The organism is Modestobacter sp. VKM Ac-2986 (assembly GCF_026967795.1).
Taxonomy (GTDB): domain Bacteria; phylum Actinomycetota; class Actinomycetes; order Mycobacteriales; family Geodermatophilaceae; genus Modestobacter.
Genome location: NZ_JAPVBH010000001.1, coordinates 777,476 through 798,014, shown reverse-complemented (window position 1 = coordinate 798,014; position 20,539 = coordinate 777,476). Strand labels below are relative to the sequence as shown.

Below are 20,539 nucleotides of genomic sequence, written 5' to 3'. Positions count from 1 at the left end.
CGGGGCCGGCCGGCGACCGATCAGACGTCCTCGACGGACGACGGCTCGCGGCGGGACAGGTCGATGCCCAGCTCCTCCGCGGCCCGGAAGACCTCGTCGTCGGTGTCGCGCAGCTCGATCGCGTTGCCGTCGCTGGAGAGGACCTCCACGTTCAGGCAGAGCGACTGGAGCTCCTTGAGCAACACCTTGAACGACTCGGGGATGCCCGGCTCGGGGATGTTCTCGCCCTTGACGATGGCCTCGTAGACCTTCACGCGGCCGAGGATGTCGTCGGACTTGATGGTGAGCAGCTCCTGCAGCGCGTACGCGGCGCCGTAGGCCTGCATCGCCCAGCACTCCATCTCACCGAAGCGCTGGCCACCGAACTGCGCCTTACCACCCAGCGGCTGCTGCGTGATCATCGAGTACGGGCCGGTCGAACGGGCGTGGATCTTGTCGTCGACCAGGTGCAGCAGCTTCAGGATGTAGACGTAGCCCACGGCGATCGGCTCGGGGTAGGGCTCCCCGGAACGACCGTCGAACAGCCGGGCCTTGCCGGTCTCCTTGACCATCCGCTCGCCGTCCCGGTTCGGGGTCGTCGAGCCGAGCAGGCCGATGAGCTCCTCCTCGCGGGCACCGTCGAACACCGGCGTGGCGGTCCGGGTGCCCGGGGCGGCCTGCCGTGCGGCGCCGGGGATCTTGGCGGCCCACTCCGGGGTGCCCTCGACCTCCCAGCCCTGCTTGGCGATCCACCCGAGGTGCATCTCCAGGACCTGGCCGACGTTCATCCGGCCGGGCACGCCCAGCGGGTTGAGCACGATGTCGACCGGGGTGCCGTCCTCGAGGAACGGCATGTCCTCCTGCGGGAGGATCTTGGAGATGACGCCCTTGTTGCCGTGGCGGCCGGCCAGCTTGTCGCCGTCGCTGATCTTGCGCATCTGGGCCACGTAGACCCGGATGAGCTCGTTCACGCCGGCGGGCAGCTCGTCGCCGTCCTCGCGGGAGAACACGCGGACGCCGATGACCTTGCCGGACTCACCGTGCTTGACCTTGAGGCTCGTGTCGCGGACCTCGCGGGCCTTCTCACCGAAGATCGCCCGCAGCAGCCGCTCCTCGGGGGTCAGCTCGGTCTCGCCCTTGGGCGTGACCTTGCCGACGAGGATGTCGCCGGGGACGACTTCGGCACCGATCCGGATGATCCCGCGCTCGTCGAGGTCGGCGAGGACCTCCTCGGAGACGTTGGGGATGTCCCGGGTGATCTCCTCGGCGCCCAGCTTGGTGTCGCGGGCGTCGACCTCGAACTCCTCGATGTGGATCGAGGACAGGACGTCGTCCTGCACGAGGCGCTGCGACAGGATGATCGCGTCCTCGTAGTTGTGGCCCTCCCAGGGCATGAAGGCGACGAGCAGGTTCTTGCCCAGCGCCATCTCGCCCTCGTCGGTGCAGGGACCGTCGGCGATGACCTGACCGGCCTCGACGCGCTGCCCCTCCTCGACCACCGGGTTCTGGTTGATCGAGGTGCCCTGGTTCGAGCGCTGGAACTTCAGCAGCCGGTAGGTCTGCCGGGTCCCGTCGTCGGCCATGACGGTGACGTAGTCGGCGGTGGAGTCCTCGACCACACCGGCCTTCTCGGCCACCACGACGTCACCGGCGTCGACGGCGGCGTGCAGCTCCATGCCGGTGCCGACCAGCGGCGCCTCGCTGCGCAGCAGCGGGACGGCCTGACGCTGCATGTTCGCGCCCATCAGGGCGCGGTTGGCGTCGTCGTGCTCGAGGAACGGGATCATCGCCGTCGCGACCGACGTCATCTGACGCGGCGAGACGTCCATGTAGTCGACGTTCTCCGGCGCGAGGTCGGTGGTCTCGCCGCCCTTGGTGCGGACCAGGACCAGGTCCTCGGCGAAGCGGTTGCTGGCGTCCAGCGGCGAGTTGGCCTGGGCGACGACGAACCGGTCCTCCTCGTCCGCGGTGAGGTAGTCGATCTGGTCGGTGACGGTGCCGTTCTCGACCTTGCGGTACGGCGTCTCGATGAAGCCGAAGGGGTTCACCCGCGCGAAGGAGGACAGCGAGCCGATCAGGCCGATGTTCGGGCCCTCAGGGGTCTCGATCGGGCACATCCGGCCGTAGTGGCTGGGGTGCACGTCGCGGACCTCCATGCCCGCGCGCTCACGGGACAGACCACCCGGGCCCAGCGCCGACAGGCGGCGCTTGTGGGTCAGGCCCGCGAGCGGGTTGGTCTGGTCCATGAACTGCGAGAGCTGGCTGGTGCCGAAGAACTCCTTGATGGAGGCGACGACCGGCCGGATGTTGATCAGGGTCTGTGGCGTGATCGCCTCGACGTCCTGGGTCGTCATCCGCTCGCGGACCACGCGCTCCATGCGGGAGAGGCCGACCCGGATCTGGTTCTGGATCAGCTCGCCCACGGTGCGCAGCCGGCGGTTGCCGAAGTGGTCGATGTCGTCGACGTCGAAGTCGGGCTCGCCGGCGTGCAGGCGGACCACGTACTCGATGGTGGCGACGATGTCGTCCTCGGTCAGCGTCGAGGTGCCCTGGGCGACCTCCACCTGGAGCTTCTTGTTCACCTTGTAGCGGCCGACCTTCGCGAGGTCGTAGCGCTTGGGGTTGAAGAAGAGGTTCTCCAGCAGCGCCTGCGCGGACTCACGCGTCGGCGGCTCGCCCGGGCGCAGCTTGCGGTAGATGTCCAGCAGCGCCTCGTCCTGGCCGGCGATGTGGTCCTTCTCCAGCGTGGCCAGCATCGTGGGCGACCACTGGAAGTGCTCGCGGATGCGGTCCTCGGTCCAGCCGAGGGCCTTGAGCAGCACGCTGACCGGCTGGCGGCGCTTGCGGTCGATGCGGACGCCGACGGTGTCGCGCTTGTCGACGTCGAACTCCAGCCACGCACCACGGCTGGGGATGACCTTGGCGCTGTAGACGTCCTTGTCCGACGTCTTGTCCAGGGTCTTGTCGAAGTAGACGCCGGGCGAGCGGACGAGCTGGGAGACGACGACGCGCTCGGTGCCGTTGATGACGAACGTGCCCTTGCTCGTCATCACCGGGAAGTCGCCCATGAACACCGTCTGGCTCTTGATCTCGCCGGTGGTGTTGTTCATGAACTCGGCGGTGACGAACAGCGGCGCCGCGTAGGTCATGTCCTTGTCCTTGCACTCCTCGAGGGACGCCTTGACGTCCTCGAAGCGCGGGTTGGAGAAGGACAGCGACATGGAACCGCTGAAGTCCTCGATCGGGGAGATCTCCTCGAGGATCTCCGCGAGACCGCCGACCGCGTCGGCCTGCTCCTCGGGGGCGAGGGTGGCCTTCCACGCGGGGCTGCCGACCAGCCACTCGAAGGAGGCGGTCTGCAGGGCGAGCAGGTCCGGCACCTCGAGGGGCTCGTGGATCTTGGCGAACGAGACGCGCAGCGGGGCGCCGGGGATCTTGAGCTGGTCGGCGCCGCCGGTGCGGGGACCGGACTGGACGTCGACCGGGGTGGTGCTGTGATCGGTGGTGGTGGTGCTGGTGGGGCGAGAGCCTGCCAAGATGCGTCCTTCCAAGGACCTCACGACGTGCGGGCGGGTGCTTTTCGTCCTGGGTCGTCGTCGGTATCGGCGGGGCTGACCGCTTCGGCCGGAACACCGTCGGGCGGGTCGGAGGAGGTGACCGGGGGACGTCGCCCGGAGGGACGACGTCGGGGACCTGGGCACCTCTGGTGACCCGGCTCGGCGGGGCGGGCAGTCAGAGGGCAGCGCAACAGGAGACCCTACCCCTGCTGCGCGCCGCTGTCCACGTCGACCGCCGGTGCGTGCGGGGCGACACCCGTGCGGGGTACCGCGGCCGCGCTGGCGGTGGTCGGGGCGGCGCGTCGGCGACGTCCTGGGAGTGCTCTCGGACACCGATGATGCCAGTGCCGGGGCAGGGGTCCAGCCGCCACGCCGGTCCCCCGGCGGTGGGGCCGGTGGCCACGGCGCGTCCCGCACGACGGGCCGCAGGACGCGGACAGGGGCCGCTCCACCAGAGTGGAGCGGCCCCTGTCGTGAGGTGCTGTGGTGCTATCCGGCCAGGGCCGGGGTCCCGGCGGCCGAGGCCACCGGGAGGGGGGTCACTTGACGGTGACGGTGGCGCCAGCGCCCTCGAGGGAGGCCTTGGCCTTCTCGGCGGCGTCCTTGGCGACCTTCTCCAGGACGGGCTTGGGGGCGTTGTCGACCAGGTCCTTGGCCTCCTTGAGGCCGAGGGACGTGAGGCCGCGCACCTCCTTGATGACCTGGATCTTCTTGTCGCCGGCGGCCTCGAGGATGACGTCGAACTCGTCCTGCTCGGCAGCGGCCTCGGCCGGGGCGGCACCGCCACCGCCACCGGCGGCGGCGATCGCGACGGGGGCAGCGGCGGTGACGTCGAAGGTCTCCTCGAACTGCTTCACGAAGTCAGACAGCTCCAGGAGCGTCATCTCCTTGAAGGCGTCGAGCAGCTCGTCGGAAGAAAGCTTGGCCATGGTGTCTCCTAGGGGGTTCAGTCGGTGCTGACCGCGGTGTCCGCGGCAGCATCGGTCGTGTCGGGGGTGGTGTCAGCAGCAGCGGTGTCGTCGGCGGCCGGAGCGTCGGCGGCGGGCAGGCTCTCGCCGGCCGCCTCCTTCTTCTCCTGCAGCGCGGCGGCGAGGCGGGCGACCTGCGACAGCGGGGCCTGGAACAGGCCGGCGGCCTTGGTCAGGTTGCCCTTCATCGCGCCGGCCAGCTTGGCCAGCAGGACCTCACGGGACTCGACGTCGGCGAGGCGGGTGACCTCGGCTGCGTCGACCGTGCGGCCCTCGACCACGCCGCCCTTGATGACCAGGAGCGGGTTGGCCCGCGCGAAGTCACGGATGGCCTTGGCGGCCTCGACCGGGTCGCCGTCGATGAAGGCGATCGCGGTGGGACCGGTGAGCAGCGGGGCGAGGTCGGGGTGACCGACCGCGTCCGCCGCCCGCTTCGTCAGGGTGTTCTTGACGACGGCGTAGCTGCTGCCCGCACCGAGGGAACGGCGCAGCTGGGTCAGCTGCGCAACGGTGAGCCCGCGGTACTCGGTGAGCACGGCCGCACTGGAGTTCTGGAACCGCTCGGTGATCTCCTCGATCACCGCGGCCTTCGCCTGCGTGGGCATGGGCCTCCTCTCGTCTGTCGGGCGACCGCCGGCCGGGTGCACAGCGGGCGATCGGGGCCCGGAGACGAGGAACGCCCCGGCGCAGGGCGCACGGGGCGAGGGACGTACCGCGGTACCGGGCGCTGGGCCCGTGCCACGACGCGTTCGTCGAGCCGTCCACCTGCGCAGGACGTCCGGGATCCGGACCTTCGATCGCACGCGGACGTGCGACGACCAGCGGTCTTGGGGGGAACAGCGACAAGGGTACACCGACCTCCCGGCCGGCGGCCACCGGCCCGGGAACGCCGAACGGCGCCGCCCCAGCTGGGACGGCGCCGTTCGGTCGGCCCCCTTCCAGGGCCCACCCTGAGCTCGCGAAGGGTGGGGAGGAAGGGGGTCCTCTCAGGCGTTGACCTCGTCGACGGTCAGGTTGCGCGTGCGGTTCGGGTCGACCGGGATGCCCGGGCCCATGGTGGTGGAGACGGTGACCTTCTTCAGGTACCGGCCCTTGGCCGCGGACGGCTTGGCGCGGAGCACCTCGTCGAGGGCGGCGGCGTAGTTCTCCACCAGCTTGGTCTCGTCGAAGGAGGCCTTGCCGATCACCAGGTGCAGGTTGGCCTGCTTGTCGACGCGGAAGTTGATCTTCCCGCCCTTGATGTCGTTGACGGCCTTGGTGACGTCGGGGGTCACCGTGCCGGTCTTCGGGTTCGGCATCAGGCCACGGGGGCCGAGGATGCGGGCGATCCGGCCGACCTTGGCCATCTGGTCCGGGGTCGCGATCGCGGCGTCGAAGTCCAGGAAGCCGCCCTGGATGCGCTCGATCAGGTCCTCGGCACCCACGACGTCGGCGCCGGCGGCGGTGGCCTCGGCGGCCTTGTCGCCGGTGGCGAACACGATGACGCGGGCGGTCTTGCCGGTGCCGTGGGGCAGGTTGACCGTGCCGCGGACCATCTGGTCGGCCTTGCGGGGGTCGACGCCGAGGCGGATCGCGACCTCGACGGTCGCGTCGTACTTGGTGGTCGAGGTCTGCTTGGCCAGACCCGCGGCCTGCAGCGGGCTGTAGAGCGAGTCCTGGTCGACCAGCTCGGCGACCTTGCGGTAGTTCTTGCCGTGCTTCGCCATGGTGGTTCCTCTCCTGCCGCTGGGTGCAGCGGCGGTCTCGTGGTGACCGGGCCGGCGAGGGCCCTCCCACACGTGCCGGGGTGGTACTGGTGGTGCCGACGCCGCTGGGGTCAGCGGCGGTGCCTCACTTGACCGTGATGCCCATCGACCGGGCGGTGCCGGCGATGATCTTCTCGGCCTGCTCGAGGTCGTTGGCGTTCAGGTCCTCCATCTTGACCGTGGCGATCTCGCGGACCTGGTCACGGGTGACGGTGGCGACCTTGGTCTTGTGCGGCTCGCCCGAGCCCTTCTCCACACCGGCGGCCTTCAGCAGCATGCGGGCTGCCGGCGGCGTCTTGGTGATGAAGGTGAAGGACCGGTCCTCGAAGACCGAGATCTCCACGGGGACGATGTCCCCACGCTGCGACTCGGTCGCGGCGTTGTAGGCCTTGCAGAACTCCATGATGTTGACGCCGTGCTGGCCGAGCGCCGGACCCACGGGCGGCGCGGGGGTGGCCGCGCCGGCCTTGATCTGGAGCTTGATGACCGCGGTCAACCGCTTCCTAGGGGGCATGACTTCCTTCTTCGTTGTTGATGTGGAACGGTTCGGCCCCCTCGTAGGGTCCCACCCCGAGCTCGCGAGGGGTGGGGGGCGAGGGGGTCCTTCGTCTAGATCTTGGAGACCTGCGTGAAGGACAGCTCCACGGGGGTCTCGCGGCCGAAGATCGAGACCAGCACCTGCAGCTTCTGCTGCTCGGGGTTGATCTCGTTGATGGTGGCCGGCAGCGTGGCGAACGGGCCGTCCATGACGGTGACGGACTCGCCGACCTCGAACTCGGCGACGGCGGCGGGGCTGGCGGCGGGAGCCGTCTCGGCCGCGGCCGCGGAGGTCTCCGGGATGGCGGTGACGAGGAGGTTGACGACCTCGTCGATGCTCAGCGGGGAGGGCTTGGACGTCGCGCCGACGAAGCCGGTGACACCGGGGGTGTTGCGCACCGCGCCCCACGACTCGTCGTTGAGGTCCATCCGGACGAGCAGGTACCCGGGCAGCTTCTTGCGGTTGACCTGGGTCCGCTTGCCGTTCTTGATCTCGGTGACCTCCTCGGTGGGCACCTCGATCTGGAAGATGTAGTCCTCCATGTCCAGCGACGTGATCCGGGACTCGAGGTTGGTCTTCACCTTGTTCTCGTAGCCCGCGTAGGAGTGGATCACGTACCAGTCGCCGAACTGGCCCTTCAGCGTGGTGCGCAGCGCCTCGGCCGGGTCCTGGTCCTCGGCGACCGCTTCCTCGAGGGTCTCGGTGACCAGCGGGTCGTGGTCCGGCGCCGGCTCGGCGAGCGGGTCGGCGACCAGGACGTCGTCCACGGACCCACGGGAGTTGCCGTTGCCGGACACCGACGCGTTGCCCATCGGGTTGTCGGCGGTCAGGTCCGGGCTGTCGAGCGACCCCTCGACGGAGCCGGTCTGGCGGACGCCGGACTCGTCGTCGGGGACGACGTCGACGTCCTCGGTCTCGGTGTCCTGGTCGGCGGTGTCGACGGACCCCTCGGCGGACCCGGTGCTGTCGTCGGTGCCCGTCTCGAGGTCGGTGGTGCCGCGCTCGTCGAACCGGGCGTCGTCGAGGTCGATGGCCTCGACGGCACTGTCGGTCTCGAAGGGCTCACGGGGGTCGGTCACAGGGTCTCTTCCTTCTGGAGGGTGGTGCAGTCGCTGGGGGCGGTCAGCCGAAGACGGCGAGCACGCCCTGGGCGAAGAGGATGTCGAGGCCGGCCACCAGGGCCACCATGACCGCCACGAAGATGATCACGACGGTCGTGTAGGTGATGAGCTCCTTGCGCCCCGGCCAGATGACCTTGCGCAGCTCGGCGACGACCTCGCGGAGGAACCGGCCGAGGCTGCGCTTGCGGCGCAGCTCCGCGGCCCGGGCCCGCTCGGCGTCGGCCCGCGACCGGGTCCCGTCCCCGGCGGGTGCGTCGGTACGAGCGGCGGTGCGTGCGGCACGGCCGCGGCGGACGACCGGGGCGGCGACGGTCTTGTCCTCGTCGGTGGCCGCCTCGTCGGCGAGCTCGGCCTCGGCGGCCTCGAGCTCCGCGGCGTCGTCGACGCCCGGGGCTTCGGCGTCCAACGGGTCGACGCCGGGCTGATCGGGGTCGGGCCGCTGGCCGTCCGGCTCGCCGTCCTTCTCGCTCACAGCGCCTCGCTCACGTCGGTCGGGCTCTCTTCGGTCGTCGGACGGTGGCAGGGGTGACAGGACTTGAACCTGCAGCCTGCGGTTTTGGAGACCGCTGCTCTGCCAATTGAGCTACACCCCTAGGGGAAGCCGGCCCGCGTGCGGCGCGGCCACGTGACGCCTCCCGGAAGAGGCCTCCGGGGCACGCCGGTGGCGGGGTCCCACTGGCCCCAGCCGACGAGTGTACGGGACCGTGCTGCGAGGCAGCGAACACGCCCGGTCGCACCCTCCGGACGGGGGTCCGCGGTCAGCGCGGGAGGTCCTCGGGGTCCAGCGCCCCGGCCTCCTGCAGGACGGCGAGCGCCGCGGGGAGGTCGGCCAGGGCGGCCGCGACGTCGGCCGGCGTGGCGGTCGTCCAGGCCGCCGCGTCGACGTGACAGCGCAGGGCGGCGTCGAAGGCGTCCGCGCCGGCCCGCTCCCGGGCGGTGAGCAGCATCGCCCCGCCCTTGGCGTAGACGGCCCGGACGTAGGCCCGGTCGTCGGCGAAGTCGGCCATCGACCCACCGACGTCGCCCTCGGCGGCCAGGTCGCGGGCCACCCGGGCCGGCGGCGGCTGCCGGGTGACCGACTCGGCGTAGCTGGCGAAGGCCTCGTCCAGCCACGGGTCGCGGAACTGGCTGTTGCCGACCATCCCGTAGAACCACATGTGGGCGACCTCGTGCACCAGCACCTGCTCGTCGGTGCTGGCCAGCAGCACCGACGACGGGTACTCGATCCCGCCGCCGAGGTCGGGCAGCCACGGCACGGTCAGCGTCGCGTAGGGGAACGGGCCGAACCGCTCCGCGAGCGCCTCGACCGCCGTCGCGGTCTCCCGGGCCAGGCGCGCCGGGTCCCGTCCGGCCCCGGGCAGCACACCGGTGGTGACCCGGACGCCGTCCACGTCGGTCTCGGCGGTCGTGAAGGCCCCGACGGCCACGCTCACGTCGCGGGCGACCGGCTCGCGGGAGGTCCAGGTGCGCCGGCCCGCCCGCTCCCGGGTCGGCTCGGCCTGGTCGCCGGTCATCAGCACGGTGAGGTCGGCCGGGGCGTCCACCGAGACCGTCGTGTCGGCGACCGGGCTGCTGGCGGTCTCCCCGGTGAGCGCGGTGAACGGGTCCCGCGCCCAGCCGACCCCCGGCTCCCAGGCCAGCAGCGGTGCCCCGCTGGCCCACCAGGAGACGTCGGGTGCGGTGCCGAGCCGCTCGAAGCCGCCCCCGCCGAGCCGCAGCGTGAAGTCCAGCGCGACCTCGGTGGACTCCCCCGCCGTGAGCGTGTGGTCCAGGGTGACGACGTACCGGCCACCCGGGGCGGCCGCCCCGGCGTCCTCGTAGCCGCCCCCGGTGACGTCGTCCCCGCGGACCGCGTCGACGGTGAGCTCGTCCCCCCGGGCCGTGCTGTCCGGGCCGTTTGGCACCAGCCGGAACACCAGCTCGTCGGTGGGCAGGTCCGGGGTGAGGACGACGGTCTCGGTGCCGGTCACGGTGCGCCGGTCCTCGGCCAGGGAGAAGGCGAGGTCGACCACCGGCCGGTCCGGGTCCGGCGCCGCCCGTCCGGCCGCGCAACCACCGGACGAGGAGGCCGCGGCGGGCGCGTCGGCAGACCCCGCGTCCGTGCACCCGGTGGCGAGCAGCAGGACGGCGAGGAGCACCCCGCCCCGGCGCACCGTCGTCGCCGGGTCAGCCCAGCGCGACGACGGCGCGGGCCAGGGACAGGACCTTCTCGCCGCCGCTGGTGACCGTCAGGTCGACCCGGACGCGGCCGTCGTCCAGCAGGGCGGCGACCCGGCCGCGGACGGTGAGCTCAGCGCCGTCGTCGTCGTCGGGGACGACCACGGGCCGGCTGAAGCGCACCGAGTACTCGACGACCGCTCCCGGGTCACCCGCCCACGCGGTGACGGCGCGGGCGGCGAGGCCGGCGGTGAGCATGCCGTGGGCGATGACGCCGGGGAGGCCGACCTCGCGGGCGACCCGCTCGTTCCAGTGGATGACGTTGAGGTCACCGGAGGCGCCGGCGTAGCGGACCAGGTCGGCGCGGGTGACGCGGGAGACCTGCTCGGGCAGCTCGGTGCCGACGGTGACGTCGACCGGCCGGGGGCTCATGCCGTGCCCCGGGCGACGAGCATGGAGTGTGTGGTGCAGACCGGCTCGCCGTCGGTGGTGGCCAGGTCGACCCGGGTGGTGAGCATGTCGTTGCCGGCCACGGTGCGCACCGCGTCGATGGTGGCGGTGGCGACCAGCCGGTCCCCGGCCCGGATCGGGCGGTGGTGGGTGAACCGCTGCTCACCGTGCACGACCCGGCTGTAGTCGATGCCGACCTCGGGGTCGGAGACGACCACGTTGCCGGCGCCCAGGCTCAGCACGATGGCGAAGGTGGGCGGGGCGATCACGTCGGGGTGGCCGGCGGCGCGGGCGGCGGCGGTGTCCCGGTAGACCGGGTCGGCGTCGCCGAGCGCGGTGGCGAACTCGGCGATCTTCTCCCGACCGACCTCGTACACGGCAGAGGGCGGGTAGCTGCGCCCGACCAGTCCTGCGTCCAGCGCCATGCTCCCGCCCTCTCCCCTACGACCGTGCGGTCAGCGCGTCTCGCGGTGGACCGTGTGCTTCCGGTCGGTCGGGCAGTACTTCTTCAGCTCGATCCGGTCGGGGTCGTTCCGACGGTTCTTGCGGGTGATGTAGTTGCGGTTCTTGCACTCCTGGCAGGCCAGGGTGATCTTCGGACGGACGTCTGTGGCTGCCATGGGTGCATCCTCGCCTTGTCGGTGGTCGAAAGGTATCGACTGTGTGTGGTGCCCGTGTCCGGCAGGAGCCGGACACGACGACGGACCCCGGCTGGCGGGGTCCGTCAGGAGTAGCGGTGACCGGACTTGAACCGGTGACACAACGATTATGAGCCGTTTGCTCTACCAGGCTGAGCTACACCGCCGGGTGACCGCGCGGCCCGGGTCTCGCGACTGGACCGGTGGTCAGTACTCGATCCTACGAGCCCCTTTACGGAATCGAACCGTAGACCTTCTCCTTACCATGGAGACGCTCTGCCGACTGAGCTAAAGGGGCCTTGCTCGGAAGCGATGGAGACTCTACCAAGTCGCCGTGGGCGACTCGGCGGGCCCCCTCGACCGCGCTCGAAGACTGTAACAGGCGCCCTGCTCGACCCCCTCCGCGGGCTCGCCGACGACGACGTCCCCGCTCAGGTGCGGACGAACAACCGCCGGTGGGTGGCACCCGGCGGTGCCGACCGGACACCGGTGCGGGCCAGCAGCCAGCCCTCCAGGCGGTCCTCGGGCAGCGGGCGGCTGACCAGGAAGCCCTGCAGCTTGTCGCAGCCCATCTGGGCGAGCAGGTCGCGGGTGACCTCGTCCTCGACGCCCTCGGCGACCACGCGCAGGCCCAGGTTGTGGGCCAGCTCGACGATCGACCGGGCGATGAAGGACTCGTTCTGGCTGGTGGACATGCCCAGCACGAAGGACTTGTCGATCTTCAGCTCGTCGATCGGGAGCAGCCGCAGCTGCGACAGCGACGAGTAGCCGGTGCCGAAGTCGTCCATCGACAGCCGCAGCCCCAGGGAGTGCAGGTCGGCCAGGACGGTGCTGTTGCGCACCGTGTCGTCCACGACGCTGCCCTCGGTGAGCTCCAGGGTCAGCAGCTCCCCCGGGACGCCGTGCTCGCGCAGTGCGTTGCGGACGCGGTCGACCAGGTCGGGCTCGACCAGGCAGCGGGCGGAGAGGTTCACCGCCACAGACAGCGCGATGTCCTGGTCCAGCCAGCGGCGGCAGCGGTCCAGCGCCAGCCCGAGCACGTGGTCGGTCAGCGAGCCGATCCGGCCGATCTGCTCGGCCAGGCTGATGAAGTCCTCGGGCGGGATGTCGCCGTAACGCGGGTGGTGCCAGCGCACCAGGGTCTCCACCGAGACGATGTCGGCGGTGCGGCTGTCGATGATCGGCTGGAACACCACGCTGATCTGCCCCTCGGCCATCGCGGTCTCCAGCTCGGTGCCCAGCTGCAGCCGGCGCAGGCTCTGCTGGTCCAGCACCGGGTGGTACGTGGCGACCCCGGCGGAGGTGTGCGCGGCGAGCAGGGCGACGTCGGCACGCTGGATGAGCGTGCCGGAGTCCGAGCCGTGCACCGGTGCGGCGGCGACCCCGATGGTGAGCGAGACCTCCAGGTCCAGCCCGGCGACGCGCGCCCGGGTGGAGGCCGCCTCGCGCAGCCGGACGGCCGCCCGTTCGGTGGCCGCCAGGGACAGGCCGGGCAGCAGGACGGCGAACTGGCCGCCCTCCATCCGGGCGACGACGGCCTGCGGGGGCGCGTGCTCGCGCAGCAGGCCGGCGGTCACCAGCAGCAGCTCGTCGCTGGCGGCGTGGCCGAGGGTGTCGGTGACGTCGGTGTAGCCGTCCAGCGCGGCCAGCACCAGCCCGGCGCGGGCGTCGGCCGGGTCGGCCGCCAGCAGCGCGTCGATCTCGGCGGCCAGCCGCTGGCGGTTGGGCAGGCCGGTGAGCCGGTCGTGGTCGGCGTCGTGCCGGATCTGGGCCATGAGCTGTTGCTGCCGGATCGCTGCGTTGACGTGGGTGAGCATGGACTCCAACGCCGCCCGGTCACCGGAGGCGAAGGTGACCAGGTCGCTCTGCCGGTCACACACCTCCAGGTACGCGGGTTCACCGGCTGCGGTGCTGACCGCCGCTCCGAGCACCTCGCGCGCACCGCGCCGTGCGAGCGCCGCGTCCTCCTGGGAGCCAGACCGCCCGAGAGACAGCAGGACCGGGCCGGTCCCGTCATCTGCGACGGCGCGCCGGCGGACAGGGTCGTCGGAGTCTCCTGGGCCGTCGTACCAGGCGACTCCTCCGTCCGCAGCGGCCACGACCAGCCGAGGTCCCTCGTCGAGGTAGGGAGGCAGCCACAGGGCGGCTCGGTCGGCGTTGAGCAGCTCACGGACCGCTGTGACGATCTCTTTGGTGCCCGCCTCGTCGGGCGTCACCGACTCGACCCTGCGGGCGAAGTCGTACACGCGCTGCACCGTCCGTCGCTCCCGGGACGCCCGAGCCGACTGGCGGAAGATCGCCACCGCCCCCAGCACCACTGGTGCGATCAGTGCCCAGGCCCAGGGTGTCTCCCGGCTGACCAGCAGAGCGATGACGGCCACTGCGACGCACAGCGGGCTCACGACGGCGTTGGGCAGCGCCACGGCCCAGAAGCGCCACCCTGGGAAGCCCTCGGTCAGGGTGATGGCCGCCCCGACGCCGATGACGCTCACGACCCAGATGACGAGGGTGGCGAGGGTCAGCGACAGCCAACTGACCGGCTGGTCGATCGACAGGGGAGGAAGAAGGGACAGCACCGCAAGAGCGGCGGAGATCTCGATCACCGCGAGGGCGCTGTTGAAGACCAGCTTCGCCGGCGGATTGCCCTGGAGACCCATGACCAGGACGAAGGCGACGACCCGGGCGACCGCTGTCCAGAAACCGCCGACCTCGAGCAGCCCGACCACGACGGCCAGTTCGGTGGGGGAAGCCGAGATCGTCTGGCGACGCAGCTCGATGTCGAGGTGGACGGCCTCGGTGACCAGGAAGGCCACGAAGAGGGCCAACACCGGCCACCATGCCGGAACGGCCCAGGCCTGCCAGAGGGTGGGCACGCCGACCACGACTGCGACTGCCAGCCCCAGGGAGGCGATCGTCCAGGGCCGTTGCAGCACACGCTGCCGTGCCAGGACGAGGTCCCTGGGTTCAGGACCCACGAGTTCGGCCAACGTCACCCTGTCCGTCTGGTCGCAGCGACGCCGCGAACTCGCCATCAGGCGGAAGGTAGCAGCGCCAGAGCGGTCAGCCGAGCCATCTCACACTGACGGGGCAGCCACCGGCCGCCCCGTCAGCTCCACGAGTACGTCAGCGGGTCCACTTCCAGCTGCGCGTCCACTTCCAGCTGCTCCGCACGGACGAGGTCGACTGGTTGGCGCAAAGGGTGGAAGAAGCAGACATGAGGGTTCTCCTGGGCAGCACGGGACGACAGGGGAGTCGCGGTAGCCGCCCACGCAGGGGCAGAGCGTTGTCCGGCACAGACCGCAATTGAGAGATTGCAAGCTGTCACCCACACGGGGCAAGCATTGACACGGCCGGGTGAACAGCGTCCGCCGTGTCGTCACTTTGAGCAACATCAGTTGAGCTGATCGTCAGCGTCGCCCGGTCGGCCGGTGTCCGTCCCCGTCATCCGGCTCCGGCGGGTCCCCCTGCAGCTCGTCCAGCTGGTCGAGGAGGGAGGGGTCCGGCGGCACCGGCCGCCCGAGCAGCTCCGTCGCCCGGGCAAAGCCCGCCTCCGCGGCCGTCCCGACCTCCGGCGAGTCGCCGCCGGCCGACCCGAGTGCGGCCCCGGCCCAGCGGCGGGCGTCCCAGGCGGCGTAGGTGGCCCCCGTGTCCGGGCCGACGTCCACGGTGCCGTCGAAACCGAGCCGCTCCTGGGCCGCCCCGGCGAGCTCCCCCACCACCGCGCCGGTCAGTCCACGGACCAGCTGCGTCGGCCCGGTGACCGCCATGGTCCAGACGATCTCCCGGTCGATCGCCCGCTCGTGCTCGCGGCTCCAGGCCAGCACGTGGGCGATCCGCTGCCCGTACTCCTCCACCGCGACGAACCCGCCCGCGACCTCACCGGCCGCCGGACCACCGGGCCCGGCGGCGAGCGCGGCACCGACGGCGGCGCCGACCGTGCGCACCCGGGCCTCGTCGGCGAGCAGGTGGCCCAGCCCGCGCAGGACCGTGTCGGTCGCGTCGTCCACGCCCTCGGCGACCGCCCCGGCCGCGGCTCGCAGCACCGGCAGCACCACATGGACCTGACCTGCCACGAGCCCGGCGACCGCACCCCCGACGGCCGTCAGGGTCACGTCGTCGACCAGCACCTGGTCGGCCGTCCCGGGACGCAGGCCCTGCCCGAGCGCCTGCAGCGCCGCGCCCGCCGCCTGAGGGGCACCCGGCGCACGGGCGGCCAGGTCGACCACCGCGGCCAGGTCCCCCGCCGCACCGTCCGGCCAGCGCCGGGCCAGCAGCGTCGTCCAGGAGCCGGCGTCGGCGAGCAGGCCCGCTGCCGCCGCCGGGTCGCCGGCGTCGGCGAGCACGGCCAGCGCCGCGGCCACGGGGTCGGGCATCGTCGCGGTCGTGCGCTCGACGGCGGTCGCGTCCTGCGCGGCCTCCCGGGCCAGCACCTGTCGGCCCCAGGCAGCAGCCGACCCTACGGCGCCGGCCGCCCGGCCACCGGCGGCCACCGCGGACAGCACCGTGCCCGCCCCGACCGCGACGACGTCCGGCGTGCCGTCGGGGTCGGCGGGGTCGATCCGGACCCCGGCCAGCACCTCGGCGGCCCGGCTCCCCGGGCCGGCGGCGCCGACCGCCGCTGCCAGCAGCCCGGCCAGCGGCTCCCGCTCGGCCACGACGGTCCGGTTCCCCAAGAGGGTCAGCAGCCAGGTCACGCCGTCCTGGCCGAGTCGCCCCAGCAGCGCGTCGGCGAAGACCGGGGCCGCCGCGTGGGCGGTCCAGCGGCGAGCCGCGTCGTCCAGCTCCTGCGCGGTGCCCGGTCCGTCCAGCTCGTCGGCGGCCTGCACCCCGAGCGCAGTCAGCGCACCGTCGCCCCAGCCGGGCAGCACGGCGGCCAGCCGCAGCGTGACCCGCTCGACGTCCCCCGGCCGCCCTGCGCCACCGAACGGCCCGCCCAGCCAGGCCAGCACCGCCGCGACCGAGACGGCGTCGTCGGCCAGGTCGGCCAGCAGGGCCGTGTGCTGCGCGCTCCGCGCGGCGTCGGCACCGGCGACCTCGCGGACCAGCGCGACGGCCGCGGGTGGGGTGACCGCGCCGAGCCCGACGCCCGGGACGTCGTCGAGCAGCGTGGCCAGCCGGGCCGCCGCCGAGGCGAACTGGTGGTGCTGGTCCTCCCGCAGGGACCGGACCCGGGTCAGGACCGACGACCACAGCCCCGCGTGGTCCTCCAGCCGGACCGCGGCCGCGGTCAGCGCGTCGTGCAGGTCGGCCGCGACGGCGCCGGCGGCAGCGATCGACCCGGCCGCGGCCGCCGCGTCGGCGCCCTGCCACCCGGGGACCGCGGCCGTCGGCTGGAGCAGGTGCACGGTGAGCCCGGCGGAGAACCCGGCCGAGGTCAGCTGGTCGAGCACCGTCGCGAGCGCCTCCGGGGAGCCGGGTGGGTCCGGCAGGTCCACCGGCGCCGGCAGGACGGTGCTCACTCGGGCACCCCGGCGCCCCGGGCCGGCAGCAGTGAGCCGTCCAGGTGCATCCATGAGTCGGCGGTGGCGGCCACGACGTCCCCGAGCCAGGACAGCTCGCCGGCCAGCGCGCCGCCCACGGTGCGGACCGTCTCGGCGAAGCCCAGCACCGCGGGACCCAGCGGGCCGCCGACCGGTGCAGGGTCGACCGCGGTGCCGGCCCGGGCGGCCCGGACGGACGCGCCGTCCAGCACGGTGGCCAGCGCGTACAGCTGGGCGGGGAGGACCTCGATCGCCATGACCGGGGAGTGTGCGGCCCCGCGGCCTGCCGGCGGGGGCGTCGTCCACAGGGTGCGGGCCGTCACCGCACCGGGTGCCGGTCGTCGTCCACACCGTCCACAGGCGGTGTCCACAACCGGTGGACAACGGTGCACCCGACCGCGGGCAGGCCCTACGCTCCCGGGCGTGCGACCGAGCCGGCCCGACCCCGAAGCGGGGTCCTCGCTGCCCTTCGTCCTGGTCTGCTGGCTGGTGGCGGCGCTCATGGTGCTCGGCGGGATCGCCGCCTCCGACGCCTTCCTGGAGCAGCAGGAGGTGCAGTCGATCTGCGACGGCGCCGCGCTGGCCGCGGCCAACCAGGCCGACGAGGCCGCGGTCTACGCCGGCGGTGTGGGCGACCAGCTGCCGCTCACCCGGGCCGCCGCCGAGGCCGCCGTCGCCGACCAGCTCGCCGACCCCGGCAGCACGCTGGACTCCTGGTCGGCGGAGACCGACGGCGCCGAGGTGACGGTCCGCTGCACGCGGTCGGTGCGCATCGCGTTCGGCTCGGTGTTCCTGGGCGGCCGCCCGCTGGAGCGCACCGCGGTGGCCAGCGCCCGCGCACCCACCGTCCCGTGAACGAGGACGGCCCCCGACCGTGAGGTCGGGGGCCGTCGTACCAGGTGTGGCGGGTGAAGGATTCGAACCTTCGTAGGCTAAGCCGACGGATTTACAGTCCGCTCCCATTGGCCACTCGGGCAACCCGCCGTGTGGGTACCGGGAGAGCGTACAAGACGGGGGTCGACGTCCTCGCCGGGTCCCGGCGGGGCGTCCCCCCACAGAGGAGGAACCACATGGCCGATGCGTCCTTCGACGTGGTCAGCAAGGTCGACCGGCAAGAGGTCGACAACGCGCTCAACCAGGCGGCCAAGGAGCTCTCGCAGCGGTTCGACTTCCGCGGCGTGAACGCCACCATCGCCTGGGCCGGCGAGGAGGGGGTGGCCCTGCAGGCCGACACCGAGGACCGCGTGGTCGCCGCCCTCGAGGTGTTCCGCGAGAAGCTGGTCAAGCGCGGCATCTCGATGAAGGCCCTGGACGCCGAGGACCCGCAGTCCTCGGGCCGGGTCTACAAGATCTCCGCGACGATCAAGCAGGGCATCGCCTCGGACAAGGCCAAGGAGATCGCCAAGACCATCCGGGACGAGGGCCCCAAGGGCGTGCAGGCGCAGATCCAGGGCGACCAGCTGCGGGTCACCGGCAAGAAGCGCGACGACCTGCAGGCGGTGCAGCAGCTGCTCAAGGGCAAGGACTTCGAGATCGCCCTGCAGTTCGACAACTACCGCTGACGCAGCGGCGCCGGCGCCGGACCCTCGACCGAGGGGTCAGGCGCCGGCGCAGCCCGGCGCGCTCACCTCGACCAGTTGCGCCACCAGGTCCGGGGAGTGCACCAGCGCGTCGTGCCACTCCTTCCACTGCGCGTGGCTGAGCCCGTCCGCCGCCAGCCGGTCGTCCAGGTCGGTGGTCAGTGCGGTCTCGTCGGGGAAGGTCGTGGTCGTCACCGCACACTGGCGGGCGGCCTCGACCGCGGCCAGGCGCCGGGTCAGGTCGTCGGCGGGGACGGCTCCGGGGACGGCGCTGCCTGCGGTCGACGGCTCGTCGGCGGTGGCAGCGCAGCCGCCGGTCGTCAGGGCCAGCGCGAGGGCGACCAGCGCGGACGCCGCACCGGCACGCCCCCGCCGCCGGGTGGGGCTGGAGGGCTCAGTTGACGACAAGGGTGACCGTCCCGTTCGTGGTGGTGGGATGGGCCGCGGTCCAGCTGATGGACAGCGGCAGTGTGTAGGTGCCCGGAGCCAGCCCGGTGGCGACGAGACGCAGCCCGACCTGGTCGGTGCGCCGGCCGGGCAGGCCGCTGCCACCGGCGGGGCTGCTCGCCGTCCGGCCACCGGGGTAGGCCACCTCGAGGCCGGCCGGCAGGGCGCCGACCTGCACGCGGAAGTCGGCGAGGTCGGCCTGGCCACCGGTGAAGGAGAGCTGCTGGAAACCGTCGCTGCCGGCCGTGATCGAGACCCGGGTCGTGTCCTGGGTGAACGGCGGGCCGGCCGCCGGCCCCACGGGCACGGTCACCGTCACCGTCACCGACCCGGTCCGGCCGTCGTTGCCGATGCCCTGGTCCTTGCACTGCCCGTTGTCGCCGCAGCGCGAGTAGGTGGAGGTCACCGTGACCGGGAAACTGGTGCGCTGCGCGTGGGGGACGGCGAGCCGGAACGCGGTGAAGTCGGTGGTGGCACCGACGAGCGTCGCCGAGCCGTAGAGCGAGGTGTCGCCGCCGCCACGGGTGGTCGGGTAGGCGACGGCCACCCCGGCGGGTGCGGTCACCGTCGTCGACCAGTCGTGGACCGTCTGGTCGGCGGTCCAGGACACGGCCACCCACGCGGACTCCCCCGACGCCAGCGGGGCCGTCGAGGTGGTCGTCGCACGGACGTTGCTCTTGTCCTGGTCGGCCTGTGCGGTCGCCGCGGGGAGCAGGAGCGTCGCGCCGAGCACGGCGCCGAGCAGCACCGCCACGAGGCCGCCGGGACGGCGGGCCGGCGCGGACCGGCGCCACGGCGCCGGGGACAGGATCCTCACCCGCTGGACATCGGCACGGGGACGCCGCCCCTACAGGCCACCGGCGGGGGCTCTCACCCCCGCGGGTGGGGGCCGCTCAGACCTGCCCCTGCTCGCGGGCCAGCTGCTGCAGCCGGGCGATCCGCTCGGCCATCGGCGGGTGGGTGGCGAACATCGACGCCATGCCCTGGCCGCGGAACGGGCTGGCGATCATCAGGTGGCTCTGGGTCACCAGCCGGTCGTCCTGCGGCAACGGACGGGCGGCGACCCCGCGCTCGAGCGTGGCCAGGGCACTGGCCAGCGCCAGCGGGTCGTGCGACAGCTCGGCACCGGAGGCGTCGGCCTGGAACTCGCGGCTGCGGCTGACCGCCATGCGCACGAGACCGGCGGCGACGGGGCCCAGGACGACCAGCAGCAGCCCGCCCAGCCCACCGCCGCCCCCGCGCTCGTCGGACCGGCCACCGAGGACCGAGGCGAACAGCGCCATGTGCGCCAGGTAGGTGATCGCGGTGGCCATCGCGCCGGCGACCGAGCTGATCAGGATGTCGCGGTTGTAGACGTGCGACAGCTCGTGGGCCAGCACGGCGCGCAGCTGCCGGCGGTCGAGCAGCTCGAGGATCCCCTGGGTGCAGCAGACCGCGGCGTTGCGCGGGTTGCGGCCGGTGGCGAAGGCGTTGGGCTGCGCGGTCGGGCTCACGTACAGCCGCGGCATGGGCTGGCGGGCCTCGGTGGCCAGCTCGCGGACGATCGCGTAGACCTGCGGCGCCTGCGTCTCGGTGACCGGGAAGGCCCGCATCGACCGCAGCGCGAGCGACGCGGAGTTGAAGTACGCCCAGCCGTTGACGCCCAGCGCGACGAGCAGGGCGACGAACAGCCCGGTCCGGCCGCCGACCAGGGCCCCGGCGGCGAGGATCAGCCCGCCCATCAGGCCGAGGAGCACCGCCGTCCTCAGGCCGTTGTTCCACCGTTGCACGATCCGTAGAACGCCCCCCGGGCAGGACCCGTTCCCCGCCGTCCCTGTGAGGTCACGGGGTCAGGACAGGCTCTCCTGTGTGGCTTCGCTCACGTTGGGTGCACCAGGGA

Annotated in this window: 19 protein-coding genes and 4 tRNA genes; 2 read left to right on the top strand and 21 right to left on the bottom strand. The window is 72.6% G+C overall.

Annotated elements, in window-relative coordinates; all coding sequences use genetic code 11:
• Positions 1 to 20: 20 nt before the first annotated feature.
• From rpoB to O2W14_RS03815, 17 genes are all read right to left on the bottom strand, one after another.
• A complete protein-coding gene (gene rpoB / locus O2W14_RS03895; RefSeq protein WP_269174773.1) occupies positions 21 to 3,515 on the bottom strand; it encodes a DNA-directed RNA polymerase subunit beta in 3,495 nt (1,164 codons plus the stop codon).
• A gap of 560 nt (positions 3,516 to 4,075) precedes the next feature.
• A complete protein-coding gene (gene rplL, locus O2W14_RS03890) occupies positions 4,076 to 4,465 on the bottom strand; it encodes a 50S ribosomal protein L7/L12 (protein WP_269174772.1) in 390 nt (129 codons plus the stop codon).
• Between the two features lie 17 nt (positions 4,466 to 4,482).
• Entirely contained in the window at positions 4,483 to 5,109 is a 627-nt protein-coding gene (rplJ, locus tag O2W14_RS03885; RefSeq protein WP_269174771.1) for a 50S ribosomal protein L10, read from the bottom strand.
• Between the two features lie 381 nt (positions 5,110 to 5,490).
• Positions 5,491 to 6,210, bottom strand: a complete 720-nt coding sequence (gene rplA / locus O2W14_RS03880) for a 50S ribosomal protein L1 (RefSeq protein WP_269174770.1) — start codon at positions 6,208 to 6,210, stop codon at positions 5,491 to 5,493.
• Positions 6,211 to 6,334: 124 nt separating this feature from the next.
• Positions 6,335 to 6,763 carry a 50S ribosomal protein L11 gene (gene rplK / locus O2W14_RS03875; RefSeq protein WP_269174769.1) on the bottom strand — a complete coding sequence of 143 codons (429 nt, stop codon included), beginning with the start codon at positions 6,761 to 6,763 and terminating at the stop codon, positions 6,335 to 6,337.
• A gap of 95 nt (positions 6,764 to 6,858) precedes the next feature.
• Positions 6,859 to 7,866 (bottom strand): transcription termination/antitermination protein NusG, encoded by a 1,008-nt coding sequence (nusG, locus tag O2W14_RS19985; RefSeq protein WP_269174768.1) that lies wholly within the window; start codon positions 7,864 to 7,866, stop codon positions 6,859 to 6,861.
• 43 nt (positions 7,867 to 7,909) lie between these two features.
• Positions 7,910 to 8,380 (bottom strand): preprotein translocase subunit SecE, encoded by a 471-nt coding sequence (secE, locus tag O2W14_RS03865; protein WP_269174767.1) that lies wholly within the window; start codon positions 8,378 to 8,380, stop codon positions 7,910 to 7,912.
• Positions 8,381 to 8,425: 45 nt separating this feature from the next.
• Positions 8,426 to 8,501 (bottom strand) — tRNA-Trp (locus O2W14_RS03860).
• A 165-nt stretch (positions 8,502 to 8,666) separates the two neighbouring features.
• Positions 8,667 to 9,920: a M1 family aminopeptidase gene (locus tag O2W14_RS03855; RefSeq protein WP_269174766.1), complete on the bottom strand. Its 1,254-nt coding sequence runs from the start codon at positions 9,918 to 9,920 to the stop codon at positions 8,667 to 8,669.
• A gap of 154 nt (positions 9,921 to 10,074) precedes the next feature.
• Positions 10,075 to 10,497: a MaoC family dehydratase gene (locus O2W14_RS03850; protein WP_269174765.1), complete on the bottom strand. Its 423-nt coding sequence runs from the start codon at positions 10,495 to 10,497 to the stop codon at positions 10,075 to 10,077.
• A complete protein-coding gene (locus tag O2W14_RS03845; protein WP_269174764.1) occupies positions 10,494 to 10,940 on the bottom strand; it encodes a MaoC family dehydratase N-terminal domain-containing protein in 447 nt (148 codons plus the stop codon). The genes O2W14_RS03850 and O2W14_RS03845 overlap by 4 nt, the downstream gene beginning before the upstream one ends.
• Before the next feature lie 30 nt (positions 10,941 to 10,970).
• Entirely contained in the window at positions 10,971 to 11,135 is a 165-nt protein-coding gene (rpmG, locus tag O2W14_RS03840) for a 50S ribosomal protein L33 (RefSeq protein ID WP_014742879.1), read from the bottom strand.
• A 111-nt stretch (positions 11,136 to 11,246) separates the two neighbouring features.
• Positions 11,247 to 11,320, bottom strand: a tRNA-Met gene (locus O2W14_RS03835).
• 58 nt (positions 11,321 to 11,378) lie between these two features.
• Positions 11,379 to 11,451, bottom strand: a tRNA-Thr gene (locus O2W14_RS03830).
• A 133-nt stretch (positions 11,452 to 11,584) separates the two neighbouring features.
• Positions 11,585 to 13,981 carry a putative bifunctional diguanylate cyclase/phosphodiesterase gene (locus O2W14_RS03825; protein WP_269174763.1) on the bottom strand — a complete coding sequence of 799 codons (2,397 nt, stop codon included), beginning with the start codon at positions 13,979 to 13,981 and terminating at the stop codon, positions 11,585 to 11,587.
• Positions 13,982 to 14,560: 579 nt separating this feature from the next.
• Complete coding sequence (locus O2W14_RS03820; RefSeq protein ID WP_269174762.1) at positions 14,561 to 16,612, bottom strand: hypothetical protein; 2,052 nt, start codon at positions 16,610 to 16,612, stop codon at positions 14,561 to 14,563.
• The gene (locus O2W14_RS03815) at positions 16,609 to 16,890 is read right to left on the bottom strand and encodes a hypothetical protein (RefSeq protein ID WP_269174761.1); all 282 of its coding nucleotides are present in this window, start codon (positions 16,888 to 16,890) and stop codon (positions 16,609 to 16,611) included. The genes O2W14_RS03820 and O2W14_RS03815 overlap by 4 nt, the downstream gene beginning before the upstream one ends.
• 166 nt (positions 16,891 to 17,056) lie before the next feature.
• Between O2W14_RS03815 and O2W14_RS03810 the strand changes: the two genes are divergently transcribed.
• On the top strand, positions 17,057 to 17,488 hold the full coding sequence (locus O2W14_RS03810) for a pilus assembly protein TadG-related protein (protein ID WP_269174760.1): 432 nt from the start codon (positions 17,057 to 17,059) through the stop codon (positions 17,486 to 17,488).
• Between the two features lie 47 nt (positions 17,489 to 17,535).
• Here the strand turns inward: O2W14_RS03810 and O2W14_RS03805 are convergent.
• Positions 17,536 to 17,617 (bottom strand) — tRNA-Tyr (locus O2W14_RS03805).
• 86 nt (positions 17,618 to 17,703) lie between these two features.
• Between O2W14_RS03805 and O2W14_RS03800 the strand changes: the two genes are divergently transcribed.
• Positions 17,704 to 18,195 carry a YajQ family cyclic di-GMP-binding protein gene (locus O2W14_RS03800; protein ID WP_269174759.1) on the top strand — a complete coding sequence of 164 codons (492 nt, stop codon included), beginning with the start codon at positions 17,704 to 17,706 and terminating at the stop codon, positions 18,193 to 18,195.
• Positions 18,196 to 18,231: 36 nt separating this feature from the next.
• On the opposite strand, the gene O2W14_RS03795 is transcribed toward O2W14_RS03800, so the two are convergent.
• From O2W14_RS03795 to htpX, 3 genes are all read right to left on the bottom strand, one after another.
• Positions 18,232 to 18,621, bottom strand: coding sequence for a hypothetical protein (locus O2W14_RS03795; RefSeq protein ID WP_269174758.1), 390 nt, complete (start codon positions 18,619 to 18,621; stop codon positions 18,232 to 18,234).
• The gene (locus O2W14_RS03790) at positions 18,608 to 19,477 is read right to left on the bottom strand and encodes a hypothetical protein (RefSeq protein WP_269174757.1); all 870 of its coding nucleotides are present in this window, start codon (positions 19,475 to 19,477) and stop codon (positions 18,608 to 18,610) included. The genes O2W14_RS03795 and O2W14_RS03790 overlap by 14 nt, the downstream gene beginning before the upstream one ends.
• Before the next feature lie 76 nt (positions 19,478 to 19,553).
• Positions 19,554 to 20,429, bottom strand: a complete 876-nt coding sequence (htpX, locus tag O2W14_RS03785) for a zinc metalloprotease HtpX (protein ID WP_269174756.1) — start codon at positions 20,427 to 20,429, stop codon at positions 19,554 to 19,556.
• Positions 20,430 to 20,539 lie beyond the last annotated feature (110 nt).

What these genes read in the sequence shown, in the direction of transcription:
- O2W14_RS03850 (WP_269174765.1), bottom strand. Translation starts at nt 10,497, where the DNA reads ATGAGCCCCCGGCCGGTCGACGTCACCGTCGGCACCGAGCTGCCCGAG.
- rpmG (WP_014742879.1), bottom strand. Translation starts at nt 11,135, where the DNA reads ATGGCAGCCACAGACGTCCGTCCGAAGATCACCCTGGCCTGCCAGGAG.
- rplA (WP_269174770.1), bottom strand. Translation starts at nt 6,210, where the DNA reads ATGGCGAAGCACGGCAAGAACTACCGCAAGGTCGCCGAGCTGGTCGAC.
- rplJ (WP_269174771.1), bottom strand. Translation starts at nt 5,109, where the DNA reads ATGCCCACGCAGGCGAAGGCCGCGGTGATCGAGGAGATCACCGAGCGG.
- rplK (WP_269174769.1), bottom strand. Translation starts at nt 6,763, where the DNA reads ATGCCCCCTAGGAAGCGGTTGACCGCGGTCATCAAGCTCCAGATCAAG.
- O2W14_RS03815 (WP_269174761.1), bottom strand. Translation starts at nt 16,890, where the DNA reads ATGGCGATCGAGGTCCTCCCCGCCCAGCTGTACGCGCTGGCCACCGTG.
- O2W14_RS03800 (WP_269174759.1), top strand. Translation starts at nt 17,704, where the DNA reads ATGGCCGATGCGTCCTTCGACGTGGTCAGCAAGGTCGACCGGCAAGAG.
- O2W14_RS03845 (WP_269174764.1), bottom strand. Translation starts at nt 10,940, where the DNA reads ATGGCGCTGGACGCAGGACTGGTCGGGCGCAGCTACCCGCCCTCTGCC.
- rplL (WP_269174772.1), bottom strand. Translation starts at nt 4,465, where the DNA reads ATGGCCAAGCTTTCTTCCGACGAGCTGCTCGACGCCTTCAAGGAGATG.